Origin of the sequence: Buttiauxella sp. A111, assembly GCF_014189855.1 — a bacterium.
Lineage (GTDB): Bacteria > Pseudomonadota > Gammaproteobacteria > Enterobacterales > Enterobacteriaceae > Buttiauxella > Buttiauxella selenatireducens.
In genome coordinates this window covers 222,290-248,354 of record NZ_BJFN01000002.1, presented here as the reverse complement: position 1 = coordinate 248,354, position 26,065 = coordinate 222,290, and the positions used below count along the sequence as shown (strand labels likewise).

22 protein-coding genes are annotated in these 26,065 nt (G+C 49.8%); 13 read left to right on the top strand and 9 right to left on the bottom strand.

The annotated features are described in order from the left end of the window. Nucleotides 1-93: 93 nt before the first annotated feature. Both BSPA111_RS07295 and BSPA111_RS07290 read left to right on the top strand, forming a co-directional pair. Entirely contained in the window at nucleotides 94-1,275 is a 1,182-nt protein-coding gene (locus tag BSPA111_RS07295; RefSeq protein ID WP_183270508.1) for an acetyl-CoA C-acetyltransferase, read from the top strand. A 626-nt stretch (nucleotides 1,276-1,901) separates the two neighbouring features. Continuing rightward, the gene (locus tag BSPA111_RS07290; protein WP_183270507.1) at nucleotides 1,902-2,588 is read left to right on the top strand and encodes an oligogalacturonate-specific porin KdgM family protein; all 687 of its coding nucleotides are present in this window, start codon (nucleotides 1,902-1,904) and stop codon (nucleotides 2,586-2,588) included. Between the two features lie 122 nt (nucleotides 2,589-2,710). On the opposite strand, the gene BSPA111_RS07285 is transcribed toward BSPA111_RS07290, so the two are convergent. Further along, nucleotides 2,711-3,889 carry an oligogalacturonate lyase family protein gene (locus BSPA111_RS07285; protein WP_183270506.1) on the bottom strand — a complete coding sequence of 393 codons (1,179 nt, stop codon included), beginning with the start codon at nucleotides 3,887-3,889 and terminating at the stop codon, nucleotides 2,711-2,713. Nucleotides 3,890-4,269: 380 nt separating this feature from the next. Between BSPA111_RS07285 and kduD the strand changes: the two genes are divergently transcribed. Both kduD and BSPA111_RS07275 read left to right on the top strand, forming a co-directional pair. Next, nucleotides 4,270-5,031, top strand: a complete 762-nt coding sequence (gene kduD, locus BSPA111_RS07280) for a 2-dehydro-3-deoxy-D-gluconate 5-dehydrogenase KduD (RefSeq protein WP_183270505.1) — start codon at nucleotides 4,270-4,272, stop codon at nucleotides 5,029-5,031. 370 nt (nucleotides 5,032-5,401) lie between these two features. Continuing rightward, complete coding sequence (locus BSPA111_RS07275) at nucleotides 5,402-5,623, top strand: hypothetical protein (protein ID WP_183270504.1); 222 nt, start codon at nucleotides 5,402-5,404, stop codon at nucleotides 5,621-5,623. Between the two features lie 140 nt (nucleotides 5,624-5,763). On the opposite strand, the gene BSPA111_RS07270 is transcribed toward BSPA111_RS07275, so the two are convergent. From BSPA111_RS07270 to BSPA111_RS07250, 5 genes are all read right to left on the bottom strand, one after another. After that, nucleotides 5,764-7,053, bottom strand: a complete 1,290-nt coding sequence (locus tag BSPA111_RS07270) for an ABC transporter substrate-binding protein (RefSeq protein ID WP_183270503.1) — start codon at nucleotides 7,051-7,053, stop codon at nucleotides 5,764-5,766. Nucleotides 7,054-7,068: 15 nt separating this feature from the next. Continuing rightward, the gene (locus BSPA111_RS07265; RefSeq protein WP_183270502.1) at nucleotides 7,069-8,196 is read right to left on the bottom strand and encodes an ABC transporter ATP-binding protein; all 1,128 of its coding nucleotides are present in this window, start codon (nucleotides 8,194-8,196) and stop codon (nucleotides 7,069-7,071) included. Nucleotides 8,197-8,209: 13 nt separating this feature from the next. After that, nucleotides 8,210-9,124 (bottom strand): carbohydrate ABC transporter permease, encoded by a 915-nt coding sequence (locus tag BSPA111_RS07260; RefSeq protein WP_183270501.1) that lies wholly within the window; start codon nucleotides 9,122-9,124, stop codon nucleotides 8,210-8,212. Next, nucleotides 9,117-10,007, bottom strand: coding sequence for a carbohydrate ABC transporter permease (locus tag BSPA111_RS07255; RefSeq protein ID WP_183270500.1), 891 nt, complete (start codon nucleotides 10,005-10,007; stop codon nucleotides 9,117-9,119). Before BSPA111_RS07255 ends, BSPA111_RS07260 begins: the two co-directional genes overlap by 8 nt. 645 nt (nucleotides 10,008-10,652) lie before the next feature. Next, nucleotides 10,653-10,979 carry a cupin domain-containing protein gene (locus BSPA111_RS07250; RefSeq protein ID WP_183270499.1) on the bottom strand — a complete coding sequence of 109 codons (327 nt, stop codon included), beginning with the start codon at nucleotides 10,977-10,979 and terminating at the stop codon, nucleotides 10,653-10,655. A 165-nt stretch (nucleotides 10,980-11,144) separates the two neighbouring features. On the opposite strand from BSPA111_RS07250, the gene BSPA111_RS07245 reads away from it, so the two are divergent. After that, nucleotides 11,145-11,840: an aspartate/glutamate racemase gene (locus BSPA111_RS07245; RefSeq protein ID WP_183270498.1), complete on the top strand. Its 696-nt coding sequence runs from the start codon at nucleotides 11,145-11,147 to the stop codon at nucleotides 11,838-11,840. A gap of 229 nt (nucleotides 11,841-12,069) precedes the next feature. Then, the gene (locus BSPA111_RS07240; RefSeq protein ID WP_183270497.1) at nucleotides 12,070-13,236 is read left to right on the top strand and encodes an MFS transporter; all 1,167 of its coding nucleotides are present in this window, start codon (nucleotides 12,070-12,072) and stop codon (nucleotides 13,234-13,236) included. Nucleotide 13,237: 1 nt separating this feature from the next. On the opposite strand, the gene BSPA111_RS07235 is transcribed toward BSPA111_RS07240, so the two are convergent. After that, the gene (locus BSPA111_RS07235; RefSeq protein WP_183270496.1) at nucleotides 13,238-14,161 is read right to left on the bottom strand and encodes a LysR family transcriptional regulator; all 924 of its coding nucleotides are present in this window, start codon (nucleotides 14,159-14,161) and stop codon (nucleotides 13,238-13,240) included. 112 nt (nucleotides 14,162-14,273) lie between these two features. On the opposite strand from BSPA111_RS07235, the gene lysA reads away from it, so the two are divergent. Next, a complete protein-coding gene (lysA, locus tag BSPA111_RS07230) occupies nucleotides 14,274-15,533 on the top strand; it encodes a diaminopimelate decarboxylase (protein WP_183270495.1) in 1,260 nt (419 codons plus the stop codon). Here lysA and BSPA111_RS07225 read toward each other — a convergent pair. Next, the gene (locus tag BSPA111_RS07225) at nucleotides 15,506-16,534 is read right to left on the bottom strand and encodes a LacI family DNA-binding transcriptional regulator (protein ID WP_183270494.1); all 1,029 of its coding nucleotides are present in this window, start codon (nucleotides 16,532-16,534) and stop codon (nucleotides 15,506-15,508) included. The genes lysA and BSPA111_RS07225 overlap by 28 nt on opposite strands. A 316-nt stretch (nucleotides 16,535-16,850) precedes the next feature. Between BSPA111_RS07225 and BSPA111_RS07220 the strand changes: the two genes are divergently transcribed. From BSPA111_RS07220 to BSPA111_RS07205, 4 genes are read left to right on the top strand one after another with little or no spacing between them, the layout of a single operon-like run. After that, nucleotides 16,851-18,188, top strand: coding sequence for a PTS sugar transporter subunit IIC (locus tag BSPA111_RS07220; protein WP_183270493.1), 1,338 nt, complete (start codon nucleotides 16,851-16,853; stop codon nucleotides 18,186-18,188). 7 nt (nucleotides 18,189-18,195) lie between these two features. Continuing rightward, nucleotides 18,196-19,623 (top strand): glycoside hydrolase family 1 protein, encoded by a 1,428-nt coding sequence (locus tag BSPA111_RS07215; protein WP_183270492.1) that lies wholly within the window; start codon nucleotides 18,196-18,198, stop codon nucleotides 19,621-19,623. A gap of 56 nt (nucleotides 19,624-19,679) precedes the next feature. Further along, a complete protein-coding gene (locus BSPA111_RS07210; protein ID WP_373925629.1) occupies nucleotides 19,680-20,486 on the top strand; it encodes an FCD domain-containing protein in 807 nt (268 codons plus the stop codon). Continuing rightward, nucleotides 20,483-20,932 carry a GNAT family N-acetyltransferase gene (locus BSPA111_RS07205; RefSeq protein WP_183270491.1) on the top strand — a complete coding sequence of 150 codons (450 nt, stop codon included), beginning with the start codon at nucleotides 20,483-20,485 and terminating at the stop codon, nucleotides 20,930-20,932. Before BSPA111_RS07210 ends, BSPA111_RS07205 begins: the two co-directional genes overlap by 4 nt. A 3-nt stretch (nucleotides 20,933-20,935) precedes the next feature. On the opposite strand, the gene galR is transcribed toward BSPA111_RS07205, so the two are convergent. Then, nucleotides 20,936-21,943 (bottom strand): HTH-type transcriptional regulator GalR, encoded by a 1,008-nt coding sequence (galR, locus tag BSPA111_RS07200; protein WP_183270490.1) that lies wholly within the window; start codon nucleotides 21,941-21,943, stop codon nucleotides 20,936-20,938. Between the two features lie 693 nt (nucleotides 21,944-22,636). On the opposite strand from galR, the gene aas reads away from it, so the two are divergent. Both aas and lplT read left to right on the top strand, forming a co-directional pair. Continuing rightward, nucleotides 22,637-24,796, top strand: a complete 2,160-nt coding sequence (aas, locus tag BSPA111_RS07195; protein ID WP_183270489.1) for a bifunctional acyl-ACP--phospholipid O-acyltransferase/long-chain-fatty-acid--ACP ligase — start codon at nucleotides 22,637-22,639, stop codon at nucleotides 24,794-24,796. After that, entirely contained in the window at nucleotides 24,789-25,985 is a 1,197-nt protein-coding gene (gene lplT / locus BSPA111_RS07190; protein WP_183270488.1) for a lysophospholipid transporter LplT, read from the top strand. The genes aas and lplT overlap by 8 nt, the downstream gene beginning before the upstream one ends. The last annotated feature ends 80 nt before the right edge of the window (nucleotides 25,986-26,065 follow it).

Sequence of the window (26,065 nt, the reverse complement as noted above, 5' to 3'; positions counted from 1 at the left end):
GTCCCTGGGAGCTTACATGAGTAAGTGACCTGGGCGCGTGAGCGCAGCCAACAAAGAGGCCGCTTGAATTATGACGGGTTTTGCGAGAATACAATGAAAGATGTCGTCATCGTGGGAGCCGCGCGTACGCCCATAGGCTGCTTTCAGGGGGCGTTAGCCCCACGCAGTGCCTCAGAACTGGGCAGTGCGGTAGTGAAAGCGCTGCTTGAACGCAGTGGCGTTAGCGAACAAGAAGTCGACGAAGTGATTCTTGGCCAGGTGCTGACCGCAGGCGCGGGCCAAAATCCCGCACGACAAACCGCGTTAAATAGCGGTTTACCGTGGTCAGTTTCGGCTATCACCATCAATGATGTGTGTGGTTCCGGTCTAAAAGCGTTGCACCTGGCGACCCAGGCTATTCAATGCGGTGAAGCGGATGTCGTGATTGCCGGGGGCCAGGAGAATATGAGCCGGGCACCGCACGTGCTGGCTGACAGCCGCAATGGCGCTGGTTTGGGAAATAGCCAGCTTATCGACAGTCTGGTGCATGACGGGCTGTGGGATGCATTCAATGATTACCATATGGGCGTCACCGCAGAAAACCTTGCCCGTGAGTACGGTATTAGCCGTGAAAGCCAGGATGCCTATGCGTTGGCGTCGCAGCACAAAGCGCGGGCGGCAATTGATGCCGGGCGTTTTAAAGATGAAATTGTGCCGGTGACGGTCGAGCTTAATGCCGGTCAATCGGTCATTGTCGATACCGACGAACAACCGCAAACCGATGCCAGCGCGGAAGCCCTGGCGCAGTTGCGCCCAACGTTTGATAGCCTGGGCAGCGTGACTGCCGGAAATGCCTCTTCGATTAATGATGGCGCAGCCGCCGTGTTAATGATGAGCGCCAGTAAAGCGGAAGAGTTGAATTTGCCTGTTTTGGCGCGCATCCGGGCTTTTGCCAGCGTCGGTGTCGACCCCGCCTACATGGGGATTGCACCCGTGACGGCAACACGGCGCTGCCTTGATCGTGCAGGCTGGACGCTCGATGAATTGGATCTTATCGAAGCAAATGAAGCGTTTGCGGCACAAGCGCTATCTGTTGGCAAAATGCTGGAATGGGATGAGCGTAAGGTCAATGTTAACGGTGGTGCACTGGCGCTTGGGCATCCTATTGGCGCGTCAGGCTGCCGTATCCTGGTTTCGCTGGTTCATGAGATGATCAAACGCGATGCCAAAAAGGGGCTGGCAACATTGTGTATTGGTGGTGGGCAGGGTGTGGCTTTGGCCATAGAGCGCGATTAATCAAGCTCCTTCAAGATGCAGGGGTGTTGGCTGCTCTCGTTCACCCGAATCACTTACTTTAGTAAGCTCATCGGGATTCACTCCATTGCCGCCTACCTGCATCTTGAAGTAGCGTGCTTACATTAAATATTCTTACCTAAACAAAAAGCACCTTTACGATAAAGGTGCTTTTTATTTTAAATACGTCACATTCTGCTGTGGTTTTATTTAATTAGATCACATTATTCCCACTTAATATCCATCCTGACTCATTAATTTACCCTCTCATGCTTTGTGGTTATCTGTCTTTTTTATAATAAAATAGACAGTGTTCCATGCGGTATTATTTCAATCCTAATAGCTTCACACTCATTTTCTGACTAAAGCCAAATCAGGATTATTCTTATGTAAATCAAATAAAACATTATTGAAATAATGTTTTATTTGTGTTTTTGAGCGATTGATTGTGATGTTGATCGCTAAACAATAGGTTTTGATCTTTGTTTTGTTGATAGTCGTCACGAAGATTACCAGGTGTGTATTTTGACATAAGTATTTACGATCTCGATCACTAAAATATTGTTTAATTATAAATAAAATTCAGTTTCATAAAAATGAAACAATATTTCAATAAAGGGAATGCGATTATGTTGAAGAAAGCTCTGGGCGTGGTTGTTCTCTGTGGTGTGAGTATTGCTGCGCAAGCCGTCACTGTTGATTTACGTCACGAATATGTTGATGCTGGCTCCAATGGCGACCGTGTAGCGGTATCTCACCGTTTCGCTAACGGCCTTGGATTCGGTGTGGAAGCTAAATGGAAATCTGGCGGCACGGATAAAGACCAGCCATTTAGTGACATTGTTGGCAGCGGCCATGAAGAATCCATTAACTGGCGTTGGAAAGCGACAGAGAATATTGCTCTGACACCGGGTTTAAATATTGACAGTAACGACAGCAAAACCACCTGGAAGCCTTACTTACATGCGCAATATAGCTTCGATAATGGTTTTTATGTTGCGGCACGTTATCGTTTTGAATATACCCGTTATCCGAATGACAATACTAAAAATGAAGACGATAAAGTGAATCGTGGCGATCTCTGGGCTGGTTTTGCTCTCGGTGACTGGCGTACCGAGTTGAACTATGTTTATGCGAAGAGTGAGCATCAAATTCGTTCTAATAACGACAAAGACTCAGATGAATATAACGTGAAGGTGGCTTATAAAATCGATAAGAACTGGGCGCCGTATGCAGAATTAGGTAACGTTGCGGGGAGTAAATCTACTGATGAACGCCAGACGCGTTATCGTGTAGGTGTGGCGTACTCTTTCTAATTTTTAATTTCTCTCAAGGCCTCTGCAATTCGCGGGGGCTTTTTTATTGGTTGGAAGTATGAGAGGCATATAAAAAAGCCCTCCCGATTAAGAGAGGGCAAAGGCCTTACAGGGCACATACATTATTTGGCTGAGATTAATTCTGGGTTAGCGGGCATTTTCGCAATATACAGTGCAGGCTTACCGTCTTTATCAGAGCTGAAAAGAATCGCGCTATCATCCGGCGTAAATGAAGGATGTGGATGCGTGACCTGGCGGCTATTTGCAAACGTGGCCCAGGATGTATCGTGGCGTGCGACGCGGAACCAGGCTTTTTTCGCCACATCGAAGGCATACAAATACGGGTCGTTGTCGATGGTGTAACCGCCGGTGTCTTTCACATCCACTGGCGTACCGGAACCATCACCGACTAACAACGTGCCATCAAAGTTACTCATCAGATGGGAACACGCTGGCATCTGCATCACTTCTGCGTTAACACCCGTTTCTGGGTTGTAGCTATAAATGGTACGACCTTGCTGACCTTTCAGGTAAGAAACGTATATCAAAGATGAACCGTTTGGCACCCAGAACTCATGCGTGCAGCTTTCACCTTCCGCATGTTCTTTTACTTTACGCACGTTGCTGCCATCTTCGTTGACCATCCACATACGCGCATCAACCAGATCATGTGGACCTTCATGGCAGAATGCGACGGTATTGTCATCGAATGGGCGATAAATTGGATGGCCGAGCCAGTTTTTCTCCTGGTGGATCACAGCACTTTCGCCGGTTTGCAGATCAACTCGCAGCAGGCGGCAGTGGGGTCCTTTGTGGAAGAAGTCGTGGAAGATTTTCCAGTCGTTCAACGGAACCCAATCGTCTTTAGAAATTTCGATACCGACTAACTTGGTGCAATCGCTGTTAGCAACCCAGGTGCCGTAACCGACCCAATCCGCCGGTACGCGATAAACTTCTCGTTCAACCTGAGTCTCAAGATTGACTTCAAGTAACGTGCGTTCGTTTTTCACGTAATAGAGGGATTTGTCATCCGGGGAGAGGAAACCACCAAACGTATTGTCGCCGGTGCCTTCAGTTAATTGCACCGCTTCGCCCGCAGCGATATCCAGCAGATAGTAGTTCCAGTTGCCATCAAATTCTCCAGCAAACAGTAACTTACTGCCATCATTGGTAAAGCACTTTTGATAGAAGTAATTACGATGACACGTCACTTCTGGTGGCGTTAGGCGGGTAACTTCGACGCCTGTGTCTGGGTCCTGGCTCACTTCGTAAACCAGTTTAACCCGCATACCTTTAGCCATAACTTCCTCCATGTAATCTGTTGAAATTCATGTTTGAACAATTGGTATCAATTTATCAAAACATTGTTTCAAAGTGTGTGATTGCATTCACTAAACCGCAACTCATCTCACAATTCATCAGGAATACAAAGAGGTCGGCAGGAGGGGAGCGGAGGCTAACCGTGATCCCAATATCAAATTTGATAAGTATCCTCTAAAAGTTGAAACAACGTTTCATTTATATTTGAAAAGCAGTTTCAACAAGATTACTATTAACCCATCAAAGATTACGGAACAGTATTTTTACCGTAAGTGATTTCTGAAACGCGCAGTTAGCGCGAATAAAATTTTCCCCAAAATGCTTGCGCTAACAGCAGGCCCGTATAAAAAAGGAAACCTACATGATTTTGGATTCGTTCTCCCTGGAAGGTAAAGTTGCTGTTGTTACTGGCTGTGATACAGGTCTGGGCCAGGGCATGGCTATCGGTCTTGCTGAAGCGGGTTGTGACATCGTTGGTATTAACATCGTTGAGCCGGCTGAAACTATCGAGCGTGTTACTGCTCTGGGTCGCCGCTTCCTGAGCCTTACCGCTGACCTGCGTCAGATCGATGGTATTCCAGCGCTGCTGGAGCGTGCTGTTGCTGAATACGGCCAAATCGATATCCTGGTGAACAACGCCGGTTTGATTCGTCGTGAAGATGCGATCAACTTCAGCGAAAAAGACTGGGACGATGTCATGAACCTGAACATCAAGAGCGTATTCTTCATGTCTCAGGCTGTTGCTCGCCAGTTCATTGCTCAAGGCAAAGGCGGCAAAATCATTAACATCGCTTCCATGCTTTCTTACCAGGGTGGCATCCGCGTTCCTTCTTACACCGCGTCTAAAAGCGCAGTGATGGGCGTGACCCGTCTGCTGGCGAACGAGTGGGCACAACACGGTATCAACGTGAATGCTATCGCTCCGGGCTATATGGCAACTAACAACACCCAGCAATTGCGTGCTGATGAAGAGCGTAGCGCTGCCATTCTTGAGCGTATCCCTGCTGGCCGTTGGGGTCTGCCAGAAGATCTGAAAGGGCCAATCGTGTTCCTGGCGTCCACTGCTTCTGATTATATCAACGGTTACACCGTTGCTGTTGATGGCGGCTGGTTAGCGCGTTAATTCTGCATACGTTTTATTGTTTGAAGGCCCTCAGTTCAGGTTGGACTGGGGGCTTTTTTCATTGGATATTTATCAGGGTTATCTCTTCATACTCCGTTGTTTTTCCGTTCACCCGCGCATTTGATTATCTCTGTAACTGTTGTTAACGGTGAACGTGCCAGGTGGCTCACGCCAGCCCCCTGGCAACCCCGGCGCCCGGTCTTTAAATTGCCGCTGCGCGGTAAACCCCAGCTTATCCCCAACGTTCAGGGTCGTTCGCGATTCGCTCCAGGCGATCGCTCACTGGCGTGGTTCCCGACCACGCCACCCTGACTTATGGGGAACGCTGGGGCAATTTATACCGGGAACAAGGTCAAAACCGGTTTGGCATTTGACCTTAGGTTTTGACGTTGACTTTGGTTCCGGCTTAAATCGCACCGTTTTTTGCCCTTCAGTCGTGGTTGAGCCGCCGGGAGCGGCGAAAGAGAGCGATCGTCGGGAACGAATCGCGAACGACCGCGAATGTTGGGTGAAAAACGGTGTTTACCGCGCAGCGGCGATTTATTTGCCGGGAGTCGGGGTCCATAGGGGAGCGACGGCGGCTCCCCTATGACGTTCACCGGTTCGGTGGTTCCATATACCGGAGTTCTTCTGGTGAACGGAACCTTCGCTATTTTCAATATAAATCACGTTCTTCAGAACTAAAAAAGCCCCGCAAGCGGGGCCATACATAACACCTGGAACCAGGAATAATTAACGCATTGCGCGCTTCAGAATCCGGTTACCCTGGCGCTCAAACTCAGCAGCCGTTTCTTCTACCGTTTTCTGACCATAATCGATGTACTGCAAAGAGGTACCGAACAGGGACACAATTTGCGGATCGTCAAAGTACGGGGACGTTGGTAGTTTGTTTGGCAGAGATTGCGCCAGTTTCAGACCTGCAACCGCCGGATCGTTATCTTTGATCACGCCGTCAGCAGTCAATTGGGTGACAGCGGCTTTGCTTAACGGAACACCACGCTCCAGACCCAGCGCTTCTACACCCGCTTTCTCGTTCAGCAAGAAGTTAATCAGCATCGCTGCTTCTTTCGGATGCTTAGTCGTTTTACTGATAGAGAACATTTGCGCAGGTTTGAAGAACAGACCGGCGTCAGTGGCACCTGGCAGCATTGGGTAAGAGCCCAGTTCCAGTTTCGCTGGTGGCTTAAGGTTGTCGGAATACTTCTTAATGGTGGAGTTCCACATGTAAGTACCGGCCCACTCGCCCTCAATCCACGGCTTCATCTCATACATGTTGCTCTTACCAAATGAGGCATAGTATTTGGTGTCAGGCATCACGTGGCTGTCGATGAGTTTCTTATACATTCCAAAGAACTCAACCCACTGTTCTTTGCTGTAACCGAACTGTTTTTTCGTCGTGTCGATTTCTGGAATATTGTATTTCTGCACCATATAAGAGCGCAGCAAAGACAGCGTATCCTGATGCTCTAACACCACCGGGAAGTACTGCTTGCCCAGTTTGGATTCGAAGGTTTTACCCGCCGCCATCAGCTCATCCCATGTTTTCGGGTAAGCGATGCCCGCTTTTTTCCAGGTTTCGTCATTGAAATAGAACACGCGCGCGGTGACGGAAATCGGAATACCGTTCAGCTTTCCATCGACGGTCGTCGACTGCAATTCTTTAGGATCAAACTGCGCTAAATTCAGCTCATCTTTCACGGTATTCAGATCGTAGAAGCCGGTGCCGGTTTTAGAGAAAATAGGCAGCCAGTTCCAGTTTGTCTGCATCACGTCCGGTTCTGTGCCGCCAGCAATCTGGGTGGTCAGACGGGACAAGTGGCCGTCCCAACCGGTGTATTCAGACTTCACCTTAATGTTTGGATGTTGTTTCTGGAACTCTTCAACTGCCTTTAACGTCACCTGATGGCGTCCATTACCGCCCCACCAGGACATACGTAAATCAACGTCATCTGCCGCAAACGCCGAGCCAGCAGCCATGCCGAGTGTGGAGGCAATCAGGGTACTTAACAGCACTTTTTTCATTATCATAGACTCCTGTCAGAGAGAGATGTTCTGTTCTGTTTTTGCGTCGAAAATATGACATTTTTCCATGTCAAATTTGAAATACACCTTGCGGTGAAGACCCTTTTCAATTATTGGCTTAGCTTCATCGGAAGGGATGCGGCAGGTCATTTCGAAATCAGCTACTTTCAGGTAGATGAAGAACTCATGGCCCATGTTCTCCACACGTACCATTTCACCGCTGGAGTGGCTGTCAGCGAACGGTTCATCTGAGAGAGAAATAAATTCAGGACGGATGCCGAAGAAGATGTCCTGATCTTTGTATTCAGCACAACGCTTCTGCTGGCGCTCATTCAGGGCAAGCGTGTCATGACCGACGCTGATTTGCAGACGACCCTCTTTCTCAATCAGCTTACTCGGGCGAATGTTCATTTCTGGCGCGCCAATAAAGCCTGCCACGAACATATTTTTCGGGTAGTGATAGAGGTTATCTGGCGTGTCCACCTGCATGATGTGACCGAGTTTCATCACGCAGATGCGGTCACCCATGGTCATCGCTTCGGTCTGATCGTGGGTCACGTAAACGGTGGTGGCCGGTTTGCCGCTCTTCTTGAGTTGCTTATGCAGGTCAGAGATACGAATACGCATCGACGCACGCAGCTTGGCATCAAGGTTAGACAGCGGTTCGTCAAACAAGAACACGTCGGGTTTTTTCACAATCGCACGGCCTACGGCCACACGTTGTGCCTGCCCGCCTGACAGCTGGCGCGGCAGGCGGTCCATCAGCTCATCGAGTTCAAGAATTTTTGCAGCGTCATTAACTTGAGTTTCAATCTGATCTTTTGGCAATTTGCTCAGTTTCAGGCCGAACGCCAGGTTCTCACGCACCGTCATGTGCGGATACAGGGCGTAGTTCTGGAACACCATCGCAATTCCGCGAGATTTTGGAGCCAGGTTGTTGACGACACGGTCGCCGATGCGAACTTCACCGCCGCTGATGGTTTCGAGGCCCGCCAGCATACGCAGGGTGGTTGATTTCGCGCAGCCAGATGGGCCGACGATAACCATGAACTCACCGTCTTCAATTTTCAGGTCGATACCATGAACCGCCTGGAAGCCGTTGGAGTACACTTTTTGCAATTTGTTGAAAATAACTTCAGCCATGATATTCCCTCACTTAACCTTTAATTCCGCTGCTGGTCACGCCTTGAACGAAGTAGCGTTGAGCCAGGAAGAAGATGATGATCGATGGCAGAATGGAGATGCTCGCCATTGCCAGAATTTCGTTCCATGGAGCGCCTTCAGTCACGTCGATAGACATTTTGAGCGCCAGTGCAATTGGGTATTTGTCTACGCTGTACACATAAATCAGCGGCCCGATGAAGTCGTTCATTGACCACATGAACTGGAACAGGGCGACGGAGATAATGGCCGGTTTCAGAATCGGCACGACCACATACCACAGCACCTGGAAGGAGTTGCAGCCATCAATTTGCGCGGCTTCTTCCATATCGCGTGGAACACCACGCAGGAACTGGATCAACATGAAGACAAAGAACCCTTGGGTTGCGAACGCCATTGGCAGCCACAGCGGCAGATAGCTATTCAACATGCCCATTTCACGGAACATCAGGTATTGCGGGATTAACAGCACGGTGCTTGGTAGCAGCATGGTCGTAATCAGCGTGGCGAACCAAAACTTCTTGAACGGGATTTCGAAACGGGCGAAGCCGTAAGCGACAATCGTTGAAGAGATAATGGTCAGCAGCACTTTTGGAATCACATACTGCATGGTGTTCCACATGTAGTGACCAAAGGTGTACTCAGTACCGGTTTTCCAGCCGTTGACGAAACCGTCGCTGGTTGGGTTTGACGGCCACAGACCCAGAGTGGTGAAGATCTCGTGGTTCGGTTTAAATGCCGCAGAGAACATCCACACCAGCGGGTAGAGCATTAACAGACCAACAAATATCAGCACCACATAGCGGATGGTACGGCTGATCTTTTCGCGACGTAACGTACGTGCGACTTCTTGCTCGGCCAAATCTGTCTGGCTTGTAGACCCGAGCTGGTTATTTGAAATATCAGCCATTTTTGCCTCCCTTATCTGCGGAGTAGAACACCCAGTATTTCGATGACTTAAAGGCGATGGAGGCAAAGACCGCCACGACCAGGAACAGAACCCACGCCAGCGCTGCGCCATAACCCATATCGAAGTATTTGAACGCGGTGTCGTAGATGTAGAGTGAGAACAAGTAGGTGTAGTGAGTCGGGCCGCCGCCGGTAATGATGTATGGCGCGGTAAACTCCTGGAACGCCTGCGTGGTCTGCATAATGAAGTTGAAGAAAATAACCGGTGTAATCAAAGGCACCGTCACTTTCATGAACATCTGCCATTTAGACGCACCGTCGATCATTGCCGCTTCATATTGTGATTGCGGAACGTTTTGCAACGCGGCAAGGAAGATGACCATTGCAGAACCGAACTGCCAGACACGCAGCAGCGTAACGGACATCAGCGCCAGAGAAGGCTCGCCCAACCAGTTCACCGGGTCCAAACCAAACACGCCGATAAAGCTGTTGAGCAGTCCATCGATAGCAAACAGCGCACGCCATAAAACCGCGATAGCCACCGAGCTACCCAAAATGGATGGGATGTAATACGCAGTACGGAAGAAGCCGATGCCGCGCAGTTTAAAGTTCAGAACAAAGGCGATACCCAGTGCGAAAGCGAGTTTTAACGGGATAGTTAAAAACACGTACGCAAACGTCACGCCCATGGATTTCCAGAAGAGTGAATCTTCGGTCAACATGTAGCGATAGTTTTCAATACCGGTGAACACCGGCGGGTTCATCAAATCGTACTCAGTAAAACTGAGGAAGAAAGATGAAACAAACGGGAAGGCAGTAAAGATAAGCAACCCGATTATGTAGGGCGATATCCATGCCAATCCCAGCATTTTGTTTTCATTCATACATACCTACCTGGCAATCAATGGTTTAAAAATTGTTTTTACAAAATTGTTCTTGAAACTCATTGCCTCACCCGTAAATCCATACGGCTGGGTCGGAAAGCGGTGGGCGTACATATCATATTCATTCCCTGATAATTGATTGATAAATAAGTATTAAATCACCGGTGTCTGTTTTTGATATCTGTGGGGGATTTACAGATTTCATAAACATGCGAACCGTGGTTCCTGAATTGTGAAACATTGTTTTAAATAATCTTATTACTATTTGTAAGTGAGTCATTCGATTAATCATGGAAATGTGATCAAAGTCGAAACGCTGTTTCGATTGTTTGATGCATGTGGCGTTTTTCCCTTTGCGGCTAAAAAATGACCTGAAATAAGTCAGGGTATAGGGACGAAGGAGTGATGAATAAATTTCTTATCGATTGGAGAGAGTTGCAGAAGAGGATAACTATTTTATTGTTTAAATAATCATATAAATCATATGGTTATTATTTTATCAATAATGAAGGTTTCTTATTTGTTTCGTGTGTAAATATTAACGGAGAGGGGGTTTTGTTAAATGCAGGCTGGAGCGTCTTATATTTATATTAGTGATGAACTGCTCCCGACTTTTGCGCCAGTTCAGAGCAGTTCATTCAGCAATTATTTCTTCAGGAAGTCTTCACGTATTGGAGTGAAGGTATCCAACAGCGTGCCTGCGGCAAGGCAAACGCAACCATGCATCACGTGAGGTTCTTTATACAGGGTGTCGCCTGCGCTAACGCGCTGGGTTTCTTCACCGATAGTGAATTCAAATTCGCCAGACAGCACATAAGTTAACTGCTCATGCGGGTGATTATGCATCGGGCCGATGGCACCTTTTTCAAAGTTAACCTGCACCGCCATCATTTTACCGTCGTGCGCGAGAATGCGGCGGCTGACGCCCGCACCTAAATCTTCCAATTGAGTATCTTTAATAAAAGTGAACATTTCTCGATTCCTTATCATGTGAAACGACGTTTCATTTAAATAATCGTATCCTGAAAAATTCCTTTGCGATAGTTGGCTCCGGCGTTTTGTAGTGCCGATCACGCTTTCGCATTGCGTCATCTCTCTGATATAACCAATGAAATAAATATGAACAGGTGACACGTGATGAAAACAATTGGTCTGTTGGGCGGGATGAGTTGGGAATCGACAATCCCCTATTATCGTTTGATAAATGAAGGGATTAAGCAGCGCTTAGGTGGGTTGCACTCGGCCAAAATCGTACTGCACAGTGTGGATTTCCATGAAATCGAAGCGTGTCAGGCCAAGGGAGAGTGGGATTTAGCCGGCGACATGCTGGCACAAGCGGCGCTCGGCCTGCAAAAAGCCGGAGCCGAGGGCATCGTACTTTGTACCAACACCATGCACAAAGTGGCACACCACATTGAGTCACGTTGCACGCTGCCGTTCTTGCATATCGCCGATGCAACAGGGCGCGCCATCACCGCGCAAAATGTACAGCGTGTTGCGCTGCTAGGCACACGTTACACCATGGAGCAAGATTTCTACCGGGGCCGCCTGCATGCCGAGTTCGGTATTGAATCGTTGATCCCAAACGAAGAACAGCGTTTGCGTATTAATCAGATAATCTTCGAAGAACTGTGCCTGGGAAAAATCACTGCCGAGTCTAAGCACTTTTATCAGCAGGTGATTGAGGAATTGCAGGGGCAGGGCGCGCAGGGTGTGATTTTTGGCTGCACTGAAATCGGTTTGCTGCTCACTCAGCAAGATTGCACGCTACCCGTATTCGATACTGCGGCTATTCACGCAGCTGATGCAGTCAATTTCATGTTGGCAGAATAGTCTTTTTTTATTTTAAAGTTCAGAGGGTTAATGGATAAAGCAGAGTATCCTTAGCGCTCGCCGGGTCACCTCCTGCGTTTTGTGTGTTATAAATTTGTTAAGCAGCGCACGGTTTTTCATACAAGCTGCACCTCTGACATCCCCGTAATCTGGCGGTTGAGCTTCGCTCTCCCGCCTTTTGTTATTTCTATACCCGTCATACCTGGGGTATTCAACCTGGAGTTATTCCATGCCTGTTTCCTTACTCGCGCTGGCGATGAGCGCGTTTGCCATCGGCACGACGGAGTTCGTTATTATGGGCCTGCTGCCCGATGTTGCGGGGGATCTGGCGATTTCTATTCCCTCAGCGGGCTGGCTGATTAGCGGCTACGCGCTCGGGGTGGCAATCGGCGCACCGATCATGGCATTACTGACGGCACGATTGCCGCGCAAACTTTCGCTGATTCTGCTGATGGTGATTTTTATTGTCGGTAACATTCTGTGTGCGCTGGCGCTGAATTACTCGTTCCTGATGCTGGCTCGCATTATTACGGCGTTGTGCCACGGCGCCTTCTTCGGTATTGGCGCGGTGGTGGCTGCCAGTCTGGTCGCGCCAAATCGCAAAGCTTCGGCTGTGGCGTTGATGTTCACCGGCCTGACATTAGCGAATGTGTTGGGCGTGCCGATTGGCACCTGGTTCGGGCAGTTGTTCGGGTGGCGTTCGACATTCTGGGGTGTGGCGATTATCGGCGTTGTGGCATTTGTGGCACTGATTGTCAGTTTACCCGCGCAAAAGGAAGAAACGCCTACCGACCTGAAACGCGAAGTCAGCGCGCTGGCGAATGGCAAACTTTGGCTTTCTCTTTCTATGACGGTGTTTTTTGCCGCCGCGATGTTTGCCCTGTTTAGTTATATTGCGCCAATGCTGCTACAGGTCACGGGAGTGACACATCAGGGCGTGAGCTGGACTTTGTTCCTGATTGGCGCGGGTTTAACCGTCGGGAATATCCTTGGTGGGCGTCTGGCTGACTGGCGCGTTTCCTTTAGCTTGATCCTGAGCTTTAGCCTGATTGCTCTCTTCTCGTTGCTGTTCCACTGGACCAGCCATGGCATGTGGCTTGCGGAAATCACGCTGTTTCTCTGGGCGATGGCGGCGTTTGCTACCGTTCCCGCGCTGCAAATCAACGTCGTGCTTCACGGCAAAGATGCGCCCAATCTGGTCTCCACGCTCAACATTGCCGCTTTTAATGTGGGCAATGCGTTAGGTGCGTGGGTGGGGGGCTCCGTCATTGCCCACGGTTTCGACCTCACCGCCGTACCGGTTGCAGCGGCTGGGCTGGCAGCCATCGGGCTGATCATTTGCCTGATTAACTTCAGCAATGGCACCGGGCATCAACAACCTGCGACCGAGCAGTAACTCAGGCGTCAAGCAGCGTACTCAGCGGCTCGAGGTAGATTTGCATACTATTTTGGAGATGTTCGCTAAAAGCGTTAACTAGCGCGGAAGCAGGCCGGTGCAGCGGCCTGATCAGGCTCACGGTAAACGGCACCGCCACGCTAAAGCGCCGCGCGACAACGCCACTCGAAGCATAATCCAGTGCGGTCAAAGGATTGACCACGGATACACCGACACCCGCCCTCACCATCGCACACACGGACGCCGCGCTGTGTGTTTCCATCACCATCCGTCGTTTAACGTCGTGCTCCTGAAACAGCGAATCCAGCAACTGACGATAGGTGTCAGTGCGCGACAGGCTGATATAGTTTTCCCCTGCAAAATCTTGTGGCGTAAGCACTTTTTTATCCGCAAGGCGGTGCCCGGCTGGCAGTACGCAGACTTCGTTGAGTGTGAGCAAGGTTTGGCGTTCCGTTCCGGCGGGCGTGACCGTATTTTCGGTCAACCCAAGATCATGACGCTGGGCAGACAACCATTCCTCTAACAACGGGGATTCTTGCGGCACAATATTCAGGCTTAACTCCGGGTATCGCGCCAGAAACGGTTGGACTAAAACGGGCAAAAAAGATTGCGAAAACACGGGCAGGCAGGCAATAGACAGTTCGCCCTGGCGGAACTCACGCAGGCTTTCAGCGGCACTCAAAATTCTATCCAGCCCGTACCAGGATCGCTGCACTTCTTCAAATAGCCGTAAACCCTGGACCGTGGGATGTAACCGCCCACGGCTGCGCTCGAACAATTGCAGACCAATCAGCTTCTCAAACCTTGCCAGTTCACGGCTGACGGTAGGCTGCGAGGTATGCAGCAGCCCTGCGGCCTCGGTGAGATTTCCGGCGGTCATGACGGCGTGGAAAATTTCGATATGGCGTAAGGTAATTGAGGGCATGATTATCTCCTTTATCCATATCATATATGAATAGACTTGCGAGAAATCGATATTTTTTCTTCATCACACTCTATGGCGTAATGAAGAAAATGAATGATTACCGGAGCTCGTCATGCCACGCCCACTGAATAACACCAACACTGCTTTGAACGCGCAAAATTTACTGACACTGCCTGCGGAATTTGGTTGCCCGGTCTGGGTTTACGACGCGGATATTATTCGCCAGCAGATTGCCCAGCTGCGCCAGTTTGATGTCATTCGTTTTGCTCAAAAGGCATGTTCGAATATTCATATTTTGCGCTTGATGCGTGAGCAGGGTGTGAAGGTTGATTCGGTATCGCAGGGCGAAATTGAACGTGCGTTGGCGGCGGGATATCAGCCGCTGGAAAACCCCGATGACATCGTTTTCACCGCCGATATGATTGACCAGGCGACACTTGAGCTGGTGGCTGAGCAACAAATTCCGGTCAACGCCGGTTCCGTGGATATGCTGCAGCAGTTGGGCGAAGTATCGCCGGGGCATCGTGTGTGGCTGCGCGTTAATCCAGGCTTTGGTCATGGGCATAGCCAGAAAACCAATACCGGCGGCGAGAATAGCAAGCACGGGATCTGGCATGCGGATCTACCGCAGGCGCTGGAAGTTATCCAACGCTACAAACTGCATTTAGTCGGCATTCATATGCACATTGGTTCTGGTGTTGATTACGGTCATCTGGAACGTGTTTGTGGCGCGATGGTGCAACAGGTGATTGATTTCGGGCAGGATTTAGAGGCGATTTCAGCGGGCGGTGGTTTGTCGATTCCTTATCGCGAAGGCGAAGAGACAATCGATACCGATCACTATTACGGCCTGTGGAACGCTGCGCGTGAAAAAATAGCTCACCGCCTGGGGCATCCGGTAAAACTCGAAATTGAACCAGGCCGTTTCCTGGTGGCGGAATCGGGCGTGCTGGTGGCTCAGGTTCGTTCCGTTAAAAATATGGGGTCGCGCCACTTTGTACTGATTGACGCCGGTTTTAACGATTTGATGCGTCCTTCAATGTATGGCAGCTACCACCATATTTCTGCTTTGGCGGGCGACGGGCGTGATCTGGAGGCGCAGCAATGGGTCGAAACCGTCGTTGCGGGGCCGTTGTGTGAATCGGGTGATGTGTTTACCCAGCAAGAAGGCGGCAAAGTGGAAACACGCAAGTTACCGCCAGTGCAGGTCGGCGACTATCTGGTGCTTCATGATACCGGCGCGTATGGCGCGTCCATGTCGTCCAACTACAACAGCCGCCCATTGCTCCCGGAAGTTCTGTTTGATCATGGCCAGGCGCGGCTGATTCGCCGTCGCCAGACTATTCAGGAACTGCTGGCACTAGAGTTGTAATACGGCCCAGGGGCTACTGACTCACGCAACACCAGCTTGCCAACAAACGGTGGAATCGCTTCGAGCGATTCACCGTTTGCCAGTTTTACCGCCTGATCAATGGCTGTGGTGATCATGCTATCGATAGGCAAATAAACGCTGGATAATGCGGGCTCCAACCACTGCGCGCTCGGCGCATCATCAAAACCAAACAACGAAATATCCTGCGGTATCCGTACGCCTGCCTGATGCAGCGCTTTTGATGCTCCAAGCGCCATATCGTCGTTACAGGCAAACAGCGCGCTGAATGGCACGCGGCTTTCGAGCAATTCCTGGCACAGCTTGTGACCGAGTGTCATCGTGGAATCGCCGTATTTGACGCGCTCTTCGTTATAGGCAATACCATGTTTTTGCAGTGCTTTCCGATACCCCATTAATCGAGCCTGGCCGGTCGGCGTGGAAATTGGCACCGTAATGCAGGCTATCTCACGATGCCCTTGCTGAATTAAATACTCGGTCGCTTTAAATGCGGCATCCTGTTGCTCAAAGAAAACGCAACGATCCCGGGCCTGGCTGATATCCCGGTTAATCACGACCAGCGGCACATTGATGCTGTTCATGAGTGAAAGCAACGTCCGTTCATTCATAAAACGGGTGTACAGCACGATGGCATCGCAGTGACGATCTACCAACATTTGAACGGCTTCGAGCTCTTTTTGCGGCGTATCGTGCCCGTCGGTGACAATCAGCTGCTTTCCCCACGCTTCAGTCTGACGTGAGGCTTGCTGTAGCAAGCGGCCAAAGTAAAACCCATCAAAAGTCGACACCACCAGACCCACGCTATTGCTGCTGCGATTCGCAAGCGATCGCGCCAGAAAATTAGGCCGATAACCTAACTCTTCCATGGCGTTAAAGACCTGCTCGCGGGTGCTCTCTTTAACTTGTCCAATTCCATTGAGCACGCGAGATACCGTTGCTTTGGAAACGCCTGCGCGAAGCGCGACATCTAGCATTGTGACCATCAATTCATTCCTGATTAAGACGCTTGCGGCGTGGTCGCATAATTTCGCTAGTTTACCATGCTGCGATGGCGAAACATCGGGCTTGCGGCTTCGTTATGCCATTTGTCGTACCGGATCACGCTTTTAAATGATTCACACCGTTTATCTTTATTTGGTATACCAAAATGACGGAATTGGTTGGCATTGGAATTCCAATATAGCAACTTGGGACTTTTATCACGGAAATGTTAAGGAGTTGGTTCTATTTTTGGTATACCAAATCGTTAGTTATCCATCGCCCTAAATAATAAAAAACGACATAACTGAGGTATACCCTATGGCATTGCAGGAAAAGTTAATTGACTCGCTGGGGAGTTTTGCTACTAAATTCAACAGCTACCGTTACATCATGGCGATCAAAGCCTCGTTCATCACCCTGATGCCAGTGATTATTGTCGGGGCATTTTCGGTACTGATTTCAAACATGGTGTTGGACCCTAAAAACGGCCTCGCCAGCTTTTCTGCATTGTCATTTCTTGCGCAACTCAAACCGATTACCGCGGCGATTAACTACGCCACACTTAACTTCCTGAACATTGGTGCCGTCTTTCTGATTGGCATAGAACTGGGGCGAATTAACGGCATTAAAAGCCTGTTCCCCGGTTTACTGGCGGTCATTTGTTTTATTTGCGTCACCCCAACAACCATTGAAATGATGGTCGATGGGCAAATGCATATGGTGAAAGACATTCTGGCCCGTCAGTTTTCTGACACGCGCAGTCTGTTCCTCGGCATGTTTATTGCTATTTTGTCGGTTGAAGTTTACTGCTGGCTGGAAAAACGCGAAGGGCTGAAGATAAAGATGCCCGACACCGTTCCACCGAATGTTTCCGCTTCATTCTCAGCGCTAATCCCTTCAATTATTACCGTCACGGCAATTGCTACCTTTGGCTTTATCTTTCACCAAACCACCGGGATGTATCTGTATGACGCGGTGTATCAGGTGGTGCAGCAACCGCTGGAAAAAGTGGTGCAAAGCCTGCCGGGTATCCTGTTGCTGATGTTTGTCGCGCAGCTTTTCTGGGTCATCGGTATTCACGGTAACCAGATGATTAAACCTATCCGCGAACCGCTGTTGCTCGGGGCGATAACCGTCAACATGAGTGCGTTTGAGCAGGGTAAAGAGATCCCCAACATCATCACCATGCCTTTCTGGGATGTGTACATGAGTATTGGTGGTTCGGGTTTAACCATCGGGCTGTTGATTGCAGTCATGATCGCGACTAAACGCAAAGAAATGAAAGAGATAGCAAAACTCTCTTTTGGGCCGGGGATCTTCAACATTAACGAACCGGTGATTTTTGGTATGCCGATTATGCTAAATCCAATTTTGGCTATTCCTTTCATCATCACACCGCTGGTCACCGGGACTATTGGATATTTCGCAACGGTCATGGGTTTTGCGGGGAAAGCGGTCGTCATGGTGCCGTGGACGACACCGCCATTGATTAACGCCTGGCTCTCCACTGCGGGTTCTATGGGCGCAGTAGTGACGCAATTGGGCTGCATTCTGGTTTCCGTTCTGATTTACCTACCGTTTGTGAAAATCGCCTCACGCCGTGCTGAACAGGCGCAGTTGCAGGCTGAACAGCAACAAATTGCCAATAACGCGTGAGGAAGGCATGAGCAACGTAAAAGTCACCATTCCAAAAGATTTTATTCTCGGTGCTGCGGCTTCGGCCTGGCAAACTGAAGGCTGGAGCGGCAAAAAAGAAGGGCAGGATTCCTGGCTTGATGCCTGGTACAAAAACGACCGGCACGTCTGGCACAACGGTTATGGCCCGGCAGTCGCGACGGATTTCATTAATCGATACCGCGAAGACGTGTGGCTGATGAAACAGGCAGGACTGACGCACTATCGCACCTCGATAAACTGGTCACGTTTTTTCACCGATTACGAAAATGGCATCATCGATGAAGATTACGCGCAGTATTACGATAATCTTTTCGACGAAATGCTGAGTACCGGTATTGAACCGATGATCTGCCTTGAACACTACGAATTGCCTGCCACGCTATTCGAAAACTACGGCGGTTGGGCATCGAAAAAAGTCGTTGAGTTATATGTGCTGTATGCGGAAAAAGTCTTTGCCCGTTACGCCCACAAGGTGAATCGCTGGTTTACCTTCAACGAGCCGATTGTGGTGCAAACGCGCGTTTACCTTGATGCGCTGCGCTGGCCGTATGAGCAAAACACCCATAAATGGATGCAGTGGAATCACCATAAAAACCTCGCCACGGCGAAAGTCGTGAAACTGTTCCGCGAGAAAGGTTATCGCGGGACTGTCGGCTGCATTCTCAACCCGGAAGTCACCTATGCGCGATCCAGTGCGGCACACGATCAGCAGGCCGCGCAGATTTACGATCTGTTCTACAACCGCGTTTTTTTAGACCCTTTGGTACACGGTGAATACCCGCAACAACTGATTGAACTGCTGGAAAAACACCATGTGCAGTGGGATTACACGGAAGAAGAGCTGGCGATCATTCGTGAAAACACGGTCGATGAATTGGGTATCAATCTCTATTACCCGCACCGTGTTAAAGCACCATCGCGTGCGTGGAATCCAGAAACGCCTTTCCATCCCGCTTATTACTACGAACCGTTTGAATTACCGGGGCGGCGCATGAATACGTCACGGGGCTGGGAAATTTATCCGCGCATTATTTACGACATGGCGATGCGGATTAAAACCGACTATCGCAATATCCCATGGTTTGTCGCGGAAAGCGGTATGGGGACAGAAAATGAAGCGCAATTCCGCAATTCCGACGGCGTCATTGAAGACAACTATCGCATTGCGTTTATCAGCGAACATCTGTACCAAACGCTGCGTGCGCGCGAAGACGGTGCAAACTGCCAGGGTTACATGCTGTGGGCGTTTACAGACAACGTTTCACCCATGAATGCGTTCAAAAACCGCTATGGTTTAATTGAAATCAATCTGCAAAATAACCGCGAGCGTCGTGCGAAAAAATCGGCCCATTGGTATCGTGCGCTGAGTGAGTCTCGCGTCTTACAGCTCGATATTGATGATGAATGGAAATAATCTTTTCAGATGGATAGTTTGATAAGCTAGCGGATATTAATCAGCGGCAGAACACTATGCCGCTGAGAATCAACAATGCGGGTGATATTGTGGACAAGGTAGTGCTTTCGCCAGAAAAAAAACAATACCAGGAAATTGGTGAGGATCTGCGCGCACAAATTATGCAGGGTTTGTATCCGGTTGGCTCGCGTTTGCCGCCTGAACGTAATATTGCTGAGACTTACGGTGTCAGTCGCACCATTGTTCGTGAAGCTTTGCTGATGCTTGAGTTACAAGGCACGGTGGATATTCGCCAGGGCTCGGGAGTGTATGTCACTCGTGTTCCGGCAGAAAACGAAGCGGAAGAAGAGGCTTTTTTCAGTAGCGATATTGGCCCGTTTGAAATGCTACAAGCACGCCAACTCCTGGAAAGTAACATTGCGGCATTTGCCGCAAAAATGGCGACCAAAGCCGACATCGATAACCTTAAACGTATCCTTGAGCAGGAACAGCGAGCCATTGCGATAAACGATCTTAGCCAGGATAACTGCAAGATGTTTCATTTGGTTTTGGCAGGCGCTTCGCAAAACCAGATGTTGCTGGCGACGGTGGAGAGTATCTGGCGTCATCTTGATAGCAGCCCGATGTGGCAGAAATTACGCTCAAATATTGATACCCGCAGTTATCGCCTGAAATGGCTTGGCGACCTGCAAACGATATTGGCAGCTCTGCGCCGTCGTGATGTGATGGGGTCGTGGCAGGCGATGTGGCAACACCTGGAAAATGTCAAAAACAGCCTGCTGGAGCAGTCCGATTCTGATGCGCCAGATTTTGACGGTTATCTTTTCGAGTCGGTCCCTATTTTCCAGGGAAAGTTAATGTGAAAATCCTGCCGCTTTACGCCGTACCTCAGCATGCACAGCAAGTTATTGACTGGCAGTGGCAGGCGTTCGGCACTGAAGACAGCCGTGACTTTTTCGCCTCGATTGTCGCAACAAGCCAGCGAGAAGGGGAAATGCCGCTGACATTTGTTGCTGTAGAGGGTGAGAAATTGGTCGGGACGGTAGGATTGTGGCGCTGTGATTTGATCAGCCGGCAGGATCTTTATCCGTGGCTTGCTGCGTTATACATCGATGAAAACCAGCGTGGGCGCGGGCTCGGAGAAAAACTTCAGGAATACGTTATCCATTACGCCCGCACACTCGGCTACCCACAACTTTATCTCTACTCTGCCTGTAAAGAGTACTACGAGCGTTTCGGCTGGCAGTACATCGGAGACGGGTTGGATTACCCGAATAAGCCCGTTCACATTTATCGTTTTAGTCTTTAAACATCACTCATCAGAATGTGAAATCACCGAATGTCGGCGCACAAGTGTTGGGCTAAACATATTGGTTATTTCCGGCAATTCGCGTTTTTCAGCCAGTGCCAGCGCTAATTCTGCGGCTTGCGCGGCCATGGTGATTATTGGATAACGAACAGTGGTCAGACGTGGGCGGACATAACGTGAAATCAATACATCATCGAAGCCAATCAATGAAATCTCTTTCGGAACATCAATGCCGTTATCGTTGAGCACACCCATTGCCCCGGCGGCCATGGAGTCGTTGTAACACGCCACCGCGCTGAAATGCCTGCCGCGCCCGAGTAACTCCGTCATTGCTTGCTCACCACCGCTTTCGTCGGGCTCGCCATAAGTCACTAGCCGATCGTTGACCGGTAAACCGTGTTCAGTTAGCGCGTCGTAATAACCTTGCAAACGGTCTTCTGCATCCGAAATCTGGTGGTTAGAGCAAAGGTAGCCAATTTTGGTATGGCCTTGCTGAATCAAATGACGCGTCGCAAGCCATGCGCCGTAGCGGTCATCCAGAGCCACACATCGCTGTTCGAAGCCGGGAAGAATGCGGTTGATAACAACCATGCCTGGCATCTGTTTCATTAATGAAATCAATTCGCTATCAGGGATTTTTTTTGCATGCACCACCAGGGCTGCACAACGATGGCGAATCAGCTGCTCTATGGCCTGACGTTCTTTTTGTTCGTTGTGATAACCGTTGCCGATCAGTAAAAAGTTGCCAGTACGATAGGCCACTTGCTCGACGGCTTTGACCATCGCGCCAAAGAAAGGGTCGGACACATCTCCCACAATCAGGCCAATTGTTTCAGTGGTTTGCTGGGCAAGTGCTCTCGCATTAGCGTTGGGATGGTAGTTAAGTTCTTCCATCGCGCTGGTCACTGCCTGACGCGACGCATCGCTGGCTTTCGGTGAATCATTAATGACACGAGATACCGTGGCGACAGAAACGCCTGCCAGTTTTGCTACATCCTTTATTGTCGCCATCGAAAGTGTTCCTGAGTGGGTAAGCGTTTACACAATTTTAAGTGTTACGGAAAAGGCGCGCTACTTCAAGGGCGCAACTGTAGTTCGCGTCGCAAACTAAAGCAAAATGCAGCCATTTTTAGTGTAATCGTTACACTTTTGCGACCCTGAAATTCAAGCGCAGCGGCATTAAAAGGCATGCTCTGGATTTTTAAAGATTTCAGGCCAAATCTTTGCTTACAGTTTGCATCGCGCTGTTGCTATTTCGCCATGGCGAAAACTCACAAGCCACTGCTACATTTGAAGTCCCAGAGGTATTGATAGGTGATGTCAGCATCTAATGCTGATCACATGAATTACACCAACCTGCGCGGATGCGCAGGTTTTTTTTTGCCCAAAATTCACCAGCCTGTAACAGGAAAAGATGTTTTAAACACCTGGTTGCACTTTCCGCTAATTCCCTTTCTTTTTCTTACTGGTGAGCCTGCTAAGAGTACGCCACAATTCAAATCCCAGAGGTATTGATTGGTGAGAATTCTAGGTACGTTGTTAAGTACAATTCTTTTGCACCAACCTGCGCAGATGCGCAGGTTTTTTTTGCCTTTTTTTCAGACTTTACATTCACTCACACTATCGCTCCTTTAATGTTACTCATGTAATCTGCAGGCATTACACTTAACTGTCTGCGGCTTATTCACGACAAAGGGAGTTGCTATGCTATTTGGTTTTTTCCGGACGCTATTTCGTATTTTGTTCAGAGTACGACTTTATGGCGATCAACACGTTCTTTCCCAATCGCGCACTCTGATCGTCCCCAATCACGTTTCGTTTATTGACGGGATTTTATTAGCGCTATTTTTACCGGTGCGCCCGGTTTTCGCCGTCTATTCTTCCATTAGCCAGCAGTGGTACATCCGTTGGCTGAAATCACTGATTGATTTTGTGCCGCTTGACCCAACGAAACCGATGTCGATTAAACATCTGGTGCGTCTGGTTGAGCAGGGCCGTCCGGTGGTTATTTTCCCGGAAGGACGTATCTCGGTGACCGGTTCTTTGATGAAAATCTATGAAGGGGCCGGGTTTGTCGCTGCTAAATCGAATGCGACGGTCATCCCGATTCGTATTGATGGAGCTGAACTGACGTTCTTTAGCCGCCTGAAAGGGTTAGTCAAACGTCGCTTATTTCCACGTATCAGCCTGCATATCCTGCCACCGACCTCGCTTCCAATGCCGGACGCGCCACGTGCGCGTGAACGCCGCAAAATGGCCGGAGAAATGCTGCATCAAATAATGATGGAAGCGCGTATGGCTGTGCGCCCAAGAGAGACGTTATACGAAGCGTTACTCGCCGCGCAATATCGTTATGGTGAGCGCAAAAACTGCATCGAAGATATTAATTTCAAACCCGACACATACCGCAGCTTGCTGACCAAAACGCTGTTTGTCGGGCGTATTTTGAATAAATACACCGCTCCTGGTGAAACGATTGGCCTGATGTTGCCGAATGCGGCAATCAGCGCGGCGGTGATTTTTGGTGCGTCTTCGCGCGGACGCATTCCGGCGATGATGAACTACACCTCAGGTGTGAAAGGGCTGACCAGCGCGATTACGGCCGCGCAACTCAAAACCATTTTCACCTCCCGTCAGTTTCTCGACAAAGGCAAGTTATGGCATTTGCCAGAGCAACTTTCGCAGGTGCGCTGGGTGTTTCTGGAAGATTTAAAAGCCGATGTTACGCTCGCCGATAAAATTTGGATTTTCAGTCATTTATTTATGCCGCGCCTGGCACAGGTTAAACAGCAACCCGAAGATGCAGCGATGGTGTTATTTACATCCGGCTCGGAAGGAAATCCCAAAGGTGTGGTGCACAGCCACAAAAGCTTACTGGCGAACGTTGAGCAAATTCGTACTATCGCGGATTTCACCGCCAACGATCGCTTTATGTCGGCACTGCCGCTGTTCCACTCGTTTGGTCTGACAGTCGGCCTATTTACCCCGCTACTTACAGGGGCCGAAGTATTCCTCTATCCAAGCCCTCTGCATTACCGCATTGTGCCGGAACTGGTTTATGACCGTAACTGCACCGTATTGTTTGGCACCTCGACCTTCCTTGGCAACTATGCACGCTTCGCCAATCCTTATGACTTCTTCCGTCTGCGTTACGTGGTTGCGGGAGCAGAAAAACTTCAGGAAAGCACTAAGCAGCTTTGGCAGGATAAATTTGGCCTGCGTATTCTTGAAGGTTATGGCGTTACGGAATGCGCGCCAGTCGTTTCAATTAATGTCCCTATGGCGGCAAAAGTAGGCACGGTGGGGCGTATTTTGCCAGCGATGGATGCCCGTCTGATGGCGGTACCCGGTATTGAAAACGGTGGGCGGTTGCAACTGAAAGGGCCGAACATCATGAAGGGTTACCTGCGAGTCGAAAACCCAGGCGTGCTGGAAGCGCCGAGTGCTGAAAATGCGCAGGGCGAAGTGGAAGCGGGTTGGTATGACACGGGTGATATTGTCAGATTCGATGAGCAGGGTTTTTGTGTGATTCAGGGGCGCGCTAAACGCTTCGCCAAAATTGCGGGTGAAATGGTTTCGCTGGAAATGGTCGAGCAACTGGCGCTGGGTGTTTCACCAGAGAAAATGCATGCAACCGTTATCAAAACGGATGCGGCGAAAGGTGAAGCATTGGTGATGTACACCACGGATAACGAACTCAATCGAGAAAAACTGCTGCAATACGCTCGCGCCCATGGTGTGCCTGAGTTGGCTGTACCACGAGATATCCGCTTCCTGAAACAGTTACCTGTGTTGGGTAGTGGTAAACCTGATTTTGTCAGCCTGAAAGCAATGGTAGACCAACCGGAGACAAAGCATGCGTGATAGCGCCGTGAACGATACCTCCATTTGGTCCAGGGGCATGATGGCAGTCACTTGCGCGCAATTTTTATCGGCGTTTGGTGATAACGCTTTGCTGTTTGCAACTCTGGCGGTATTGAAGCAGCAGTTCTATCCCGACTGGAGCCAGCCCGTTTTGCAGATGGTATTTGTCGGCGCTTACATTTTGTTTGCCCCGTTTGTCGGACAGGTGGCTGATAGCTTTGCCAAAGGGCGAGTGATGATGTTTGCCAACAGCCTTAAGCTAATCGGCGCGGCGGTTATCTGTTTTGGGCTCAATCCCTTTATCGGTTACACGCTGGTGGGTATAGGTGCTGCGACGTATTCACCGGCTAAATACGGAATCCTTGGTGAGTTAACGACTGGCGATCGTCTGGTTAAGGCAAATGGCCTGATGGAGTCATCGACCATTGCTGCCATTCTGCTGGGTTCTATGGCGGGCGGTGTGCTGGCTGATTGGCATATTGTTGCGGCACTTGGCGTATGTGTACTGGTGTATGCCGGGGCGGTCGTGGCGAATATTTTTATTCCGAAACTTGCGCCAGCCCGTCCTGGGCAGTCCTGGCGTTTTACCCCGATGACCCGCAGTTTCTTCAATGCCTGCCGTACACTTTGGCAAAATGGTGAAACTCGTTTCTCGTTAGTTGGCACTAGCTTGTTCTGGGGCGCGGGCGTGACGTTGCGTTTCTTACTGGTTTTATGGGTGCCGGTGGCGCTGGGAATTACCGATAACGCGACGCCAACGTATCTGAATGCCATGGTTGCAGTGGGCATCGTGGTTGGTGCAGGGGCTGCGGCAAAACTGGTGACACTGAAAACTGTAGCGCGGTGTATGCCGGCGGGGATTTTGATCGGCGTTGGCGTTTTGTTCTTTGCCATGCAAAACGCGTTGCTGCCGTCTTACATGCTGCTCGTGCTGATTGGTATTTTGGGCGGGTTCTTCGTTGTTCCGCTTAACGCACTTCTTCAGGAGCGAGGCAAACATTCGGTTGGCGCGGGGAATGCCATTGCAGTGCAGAATCTCGGTGAAAATACCGCGATGTTGCTGATGTTGGGGCTTTACTCACTGGCGGTAAAAACCGGTGCGCCGATTGTCGGTATTGGCATTGGCTTTGGGGCAGTGTTTGCGCTGGCTATCGGCGGGTTGTGGGTTTGGCAGATTCGACAGAAATAGGGGGGCATCGCCATCTGGCTGTCTCTTAGTCATCTTTTTGAGGTTAGGTGGAGAGGGGCACTTTGTCAGTGTCGAAAAGG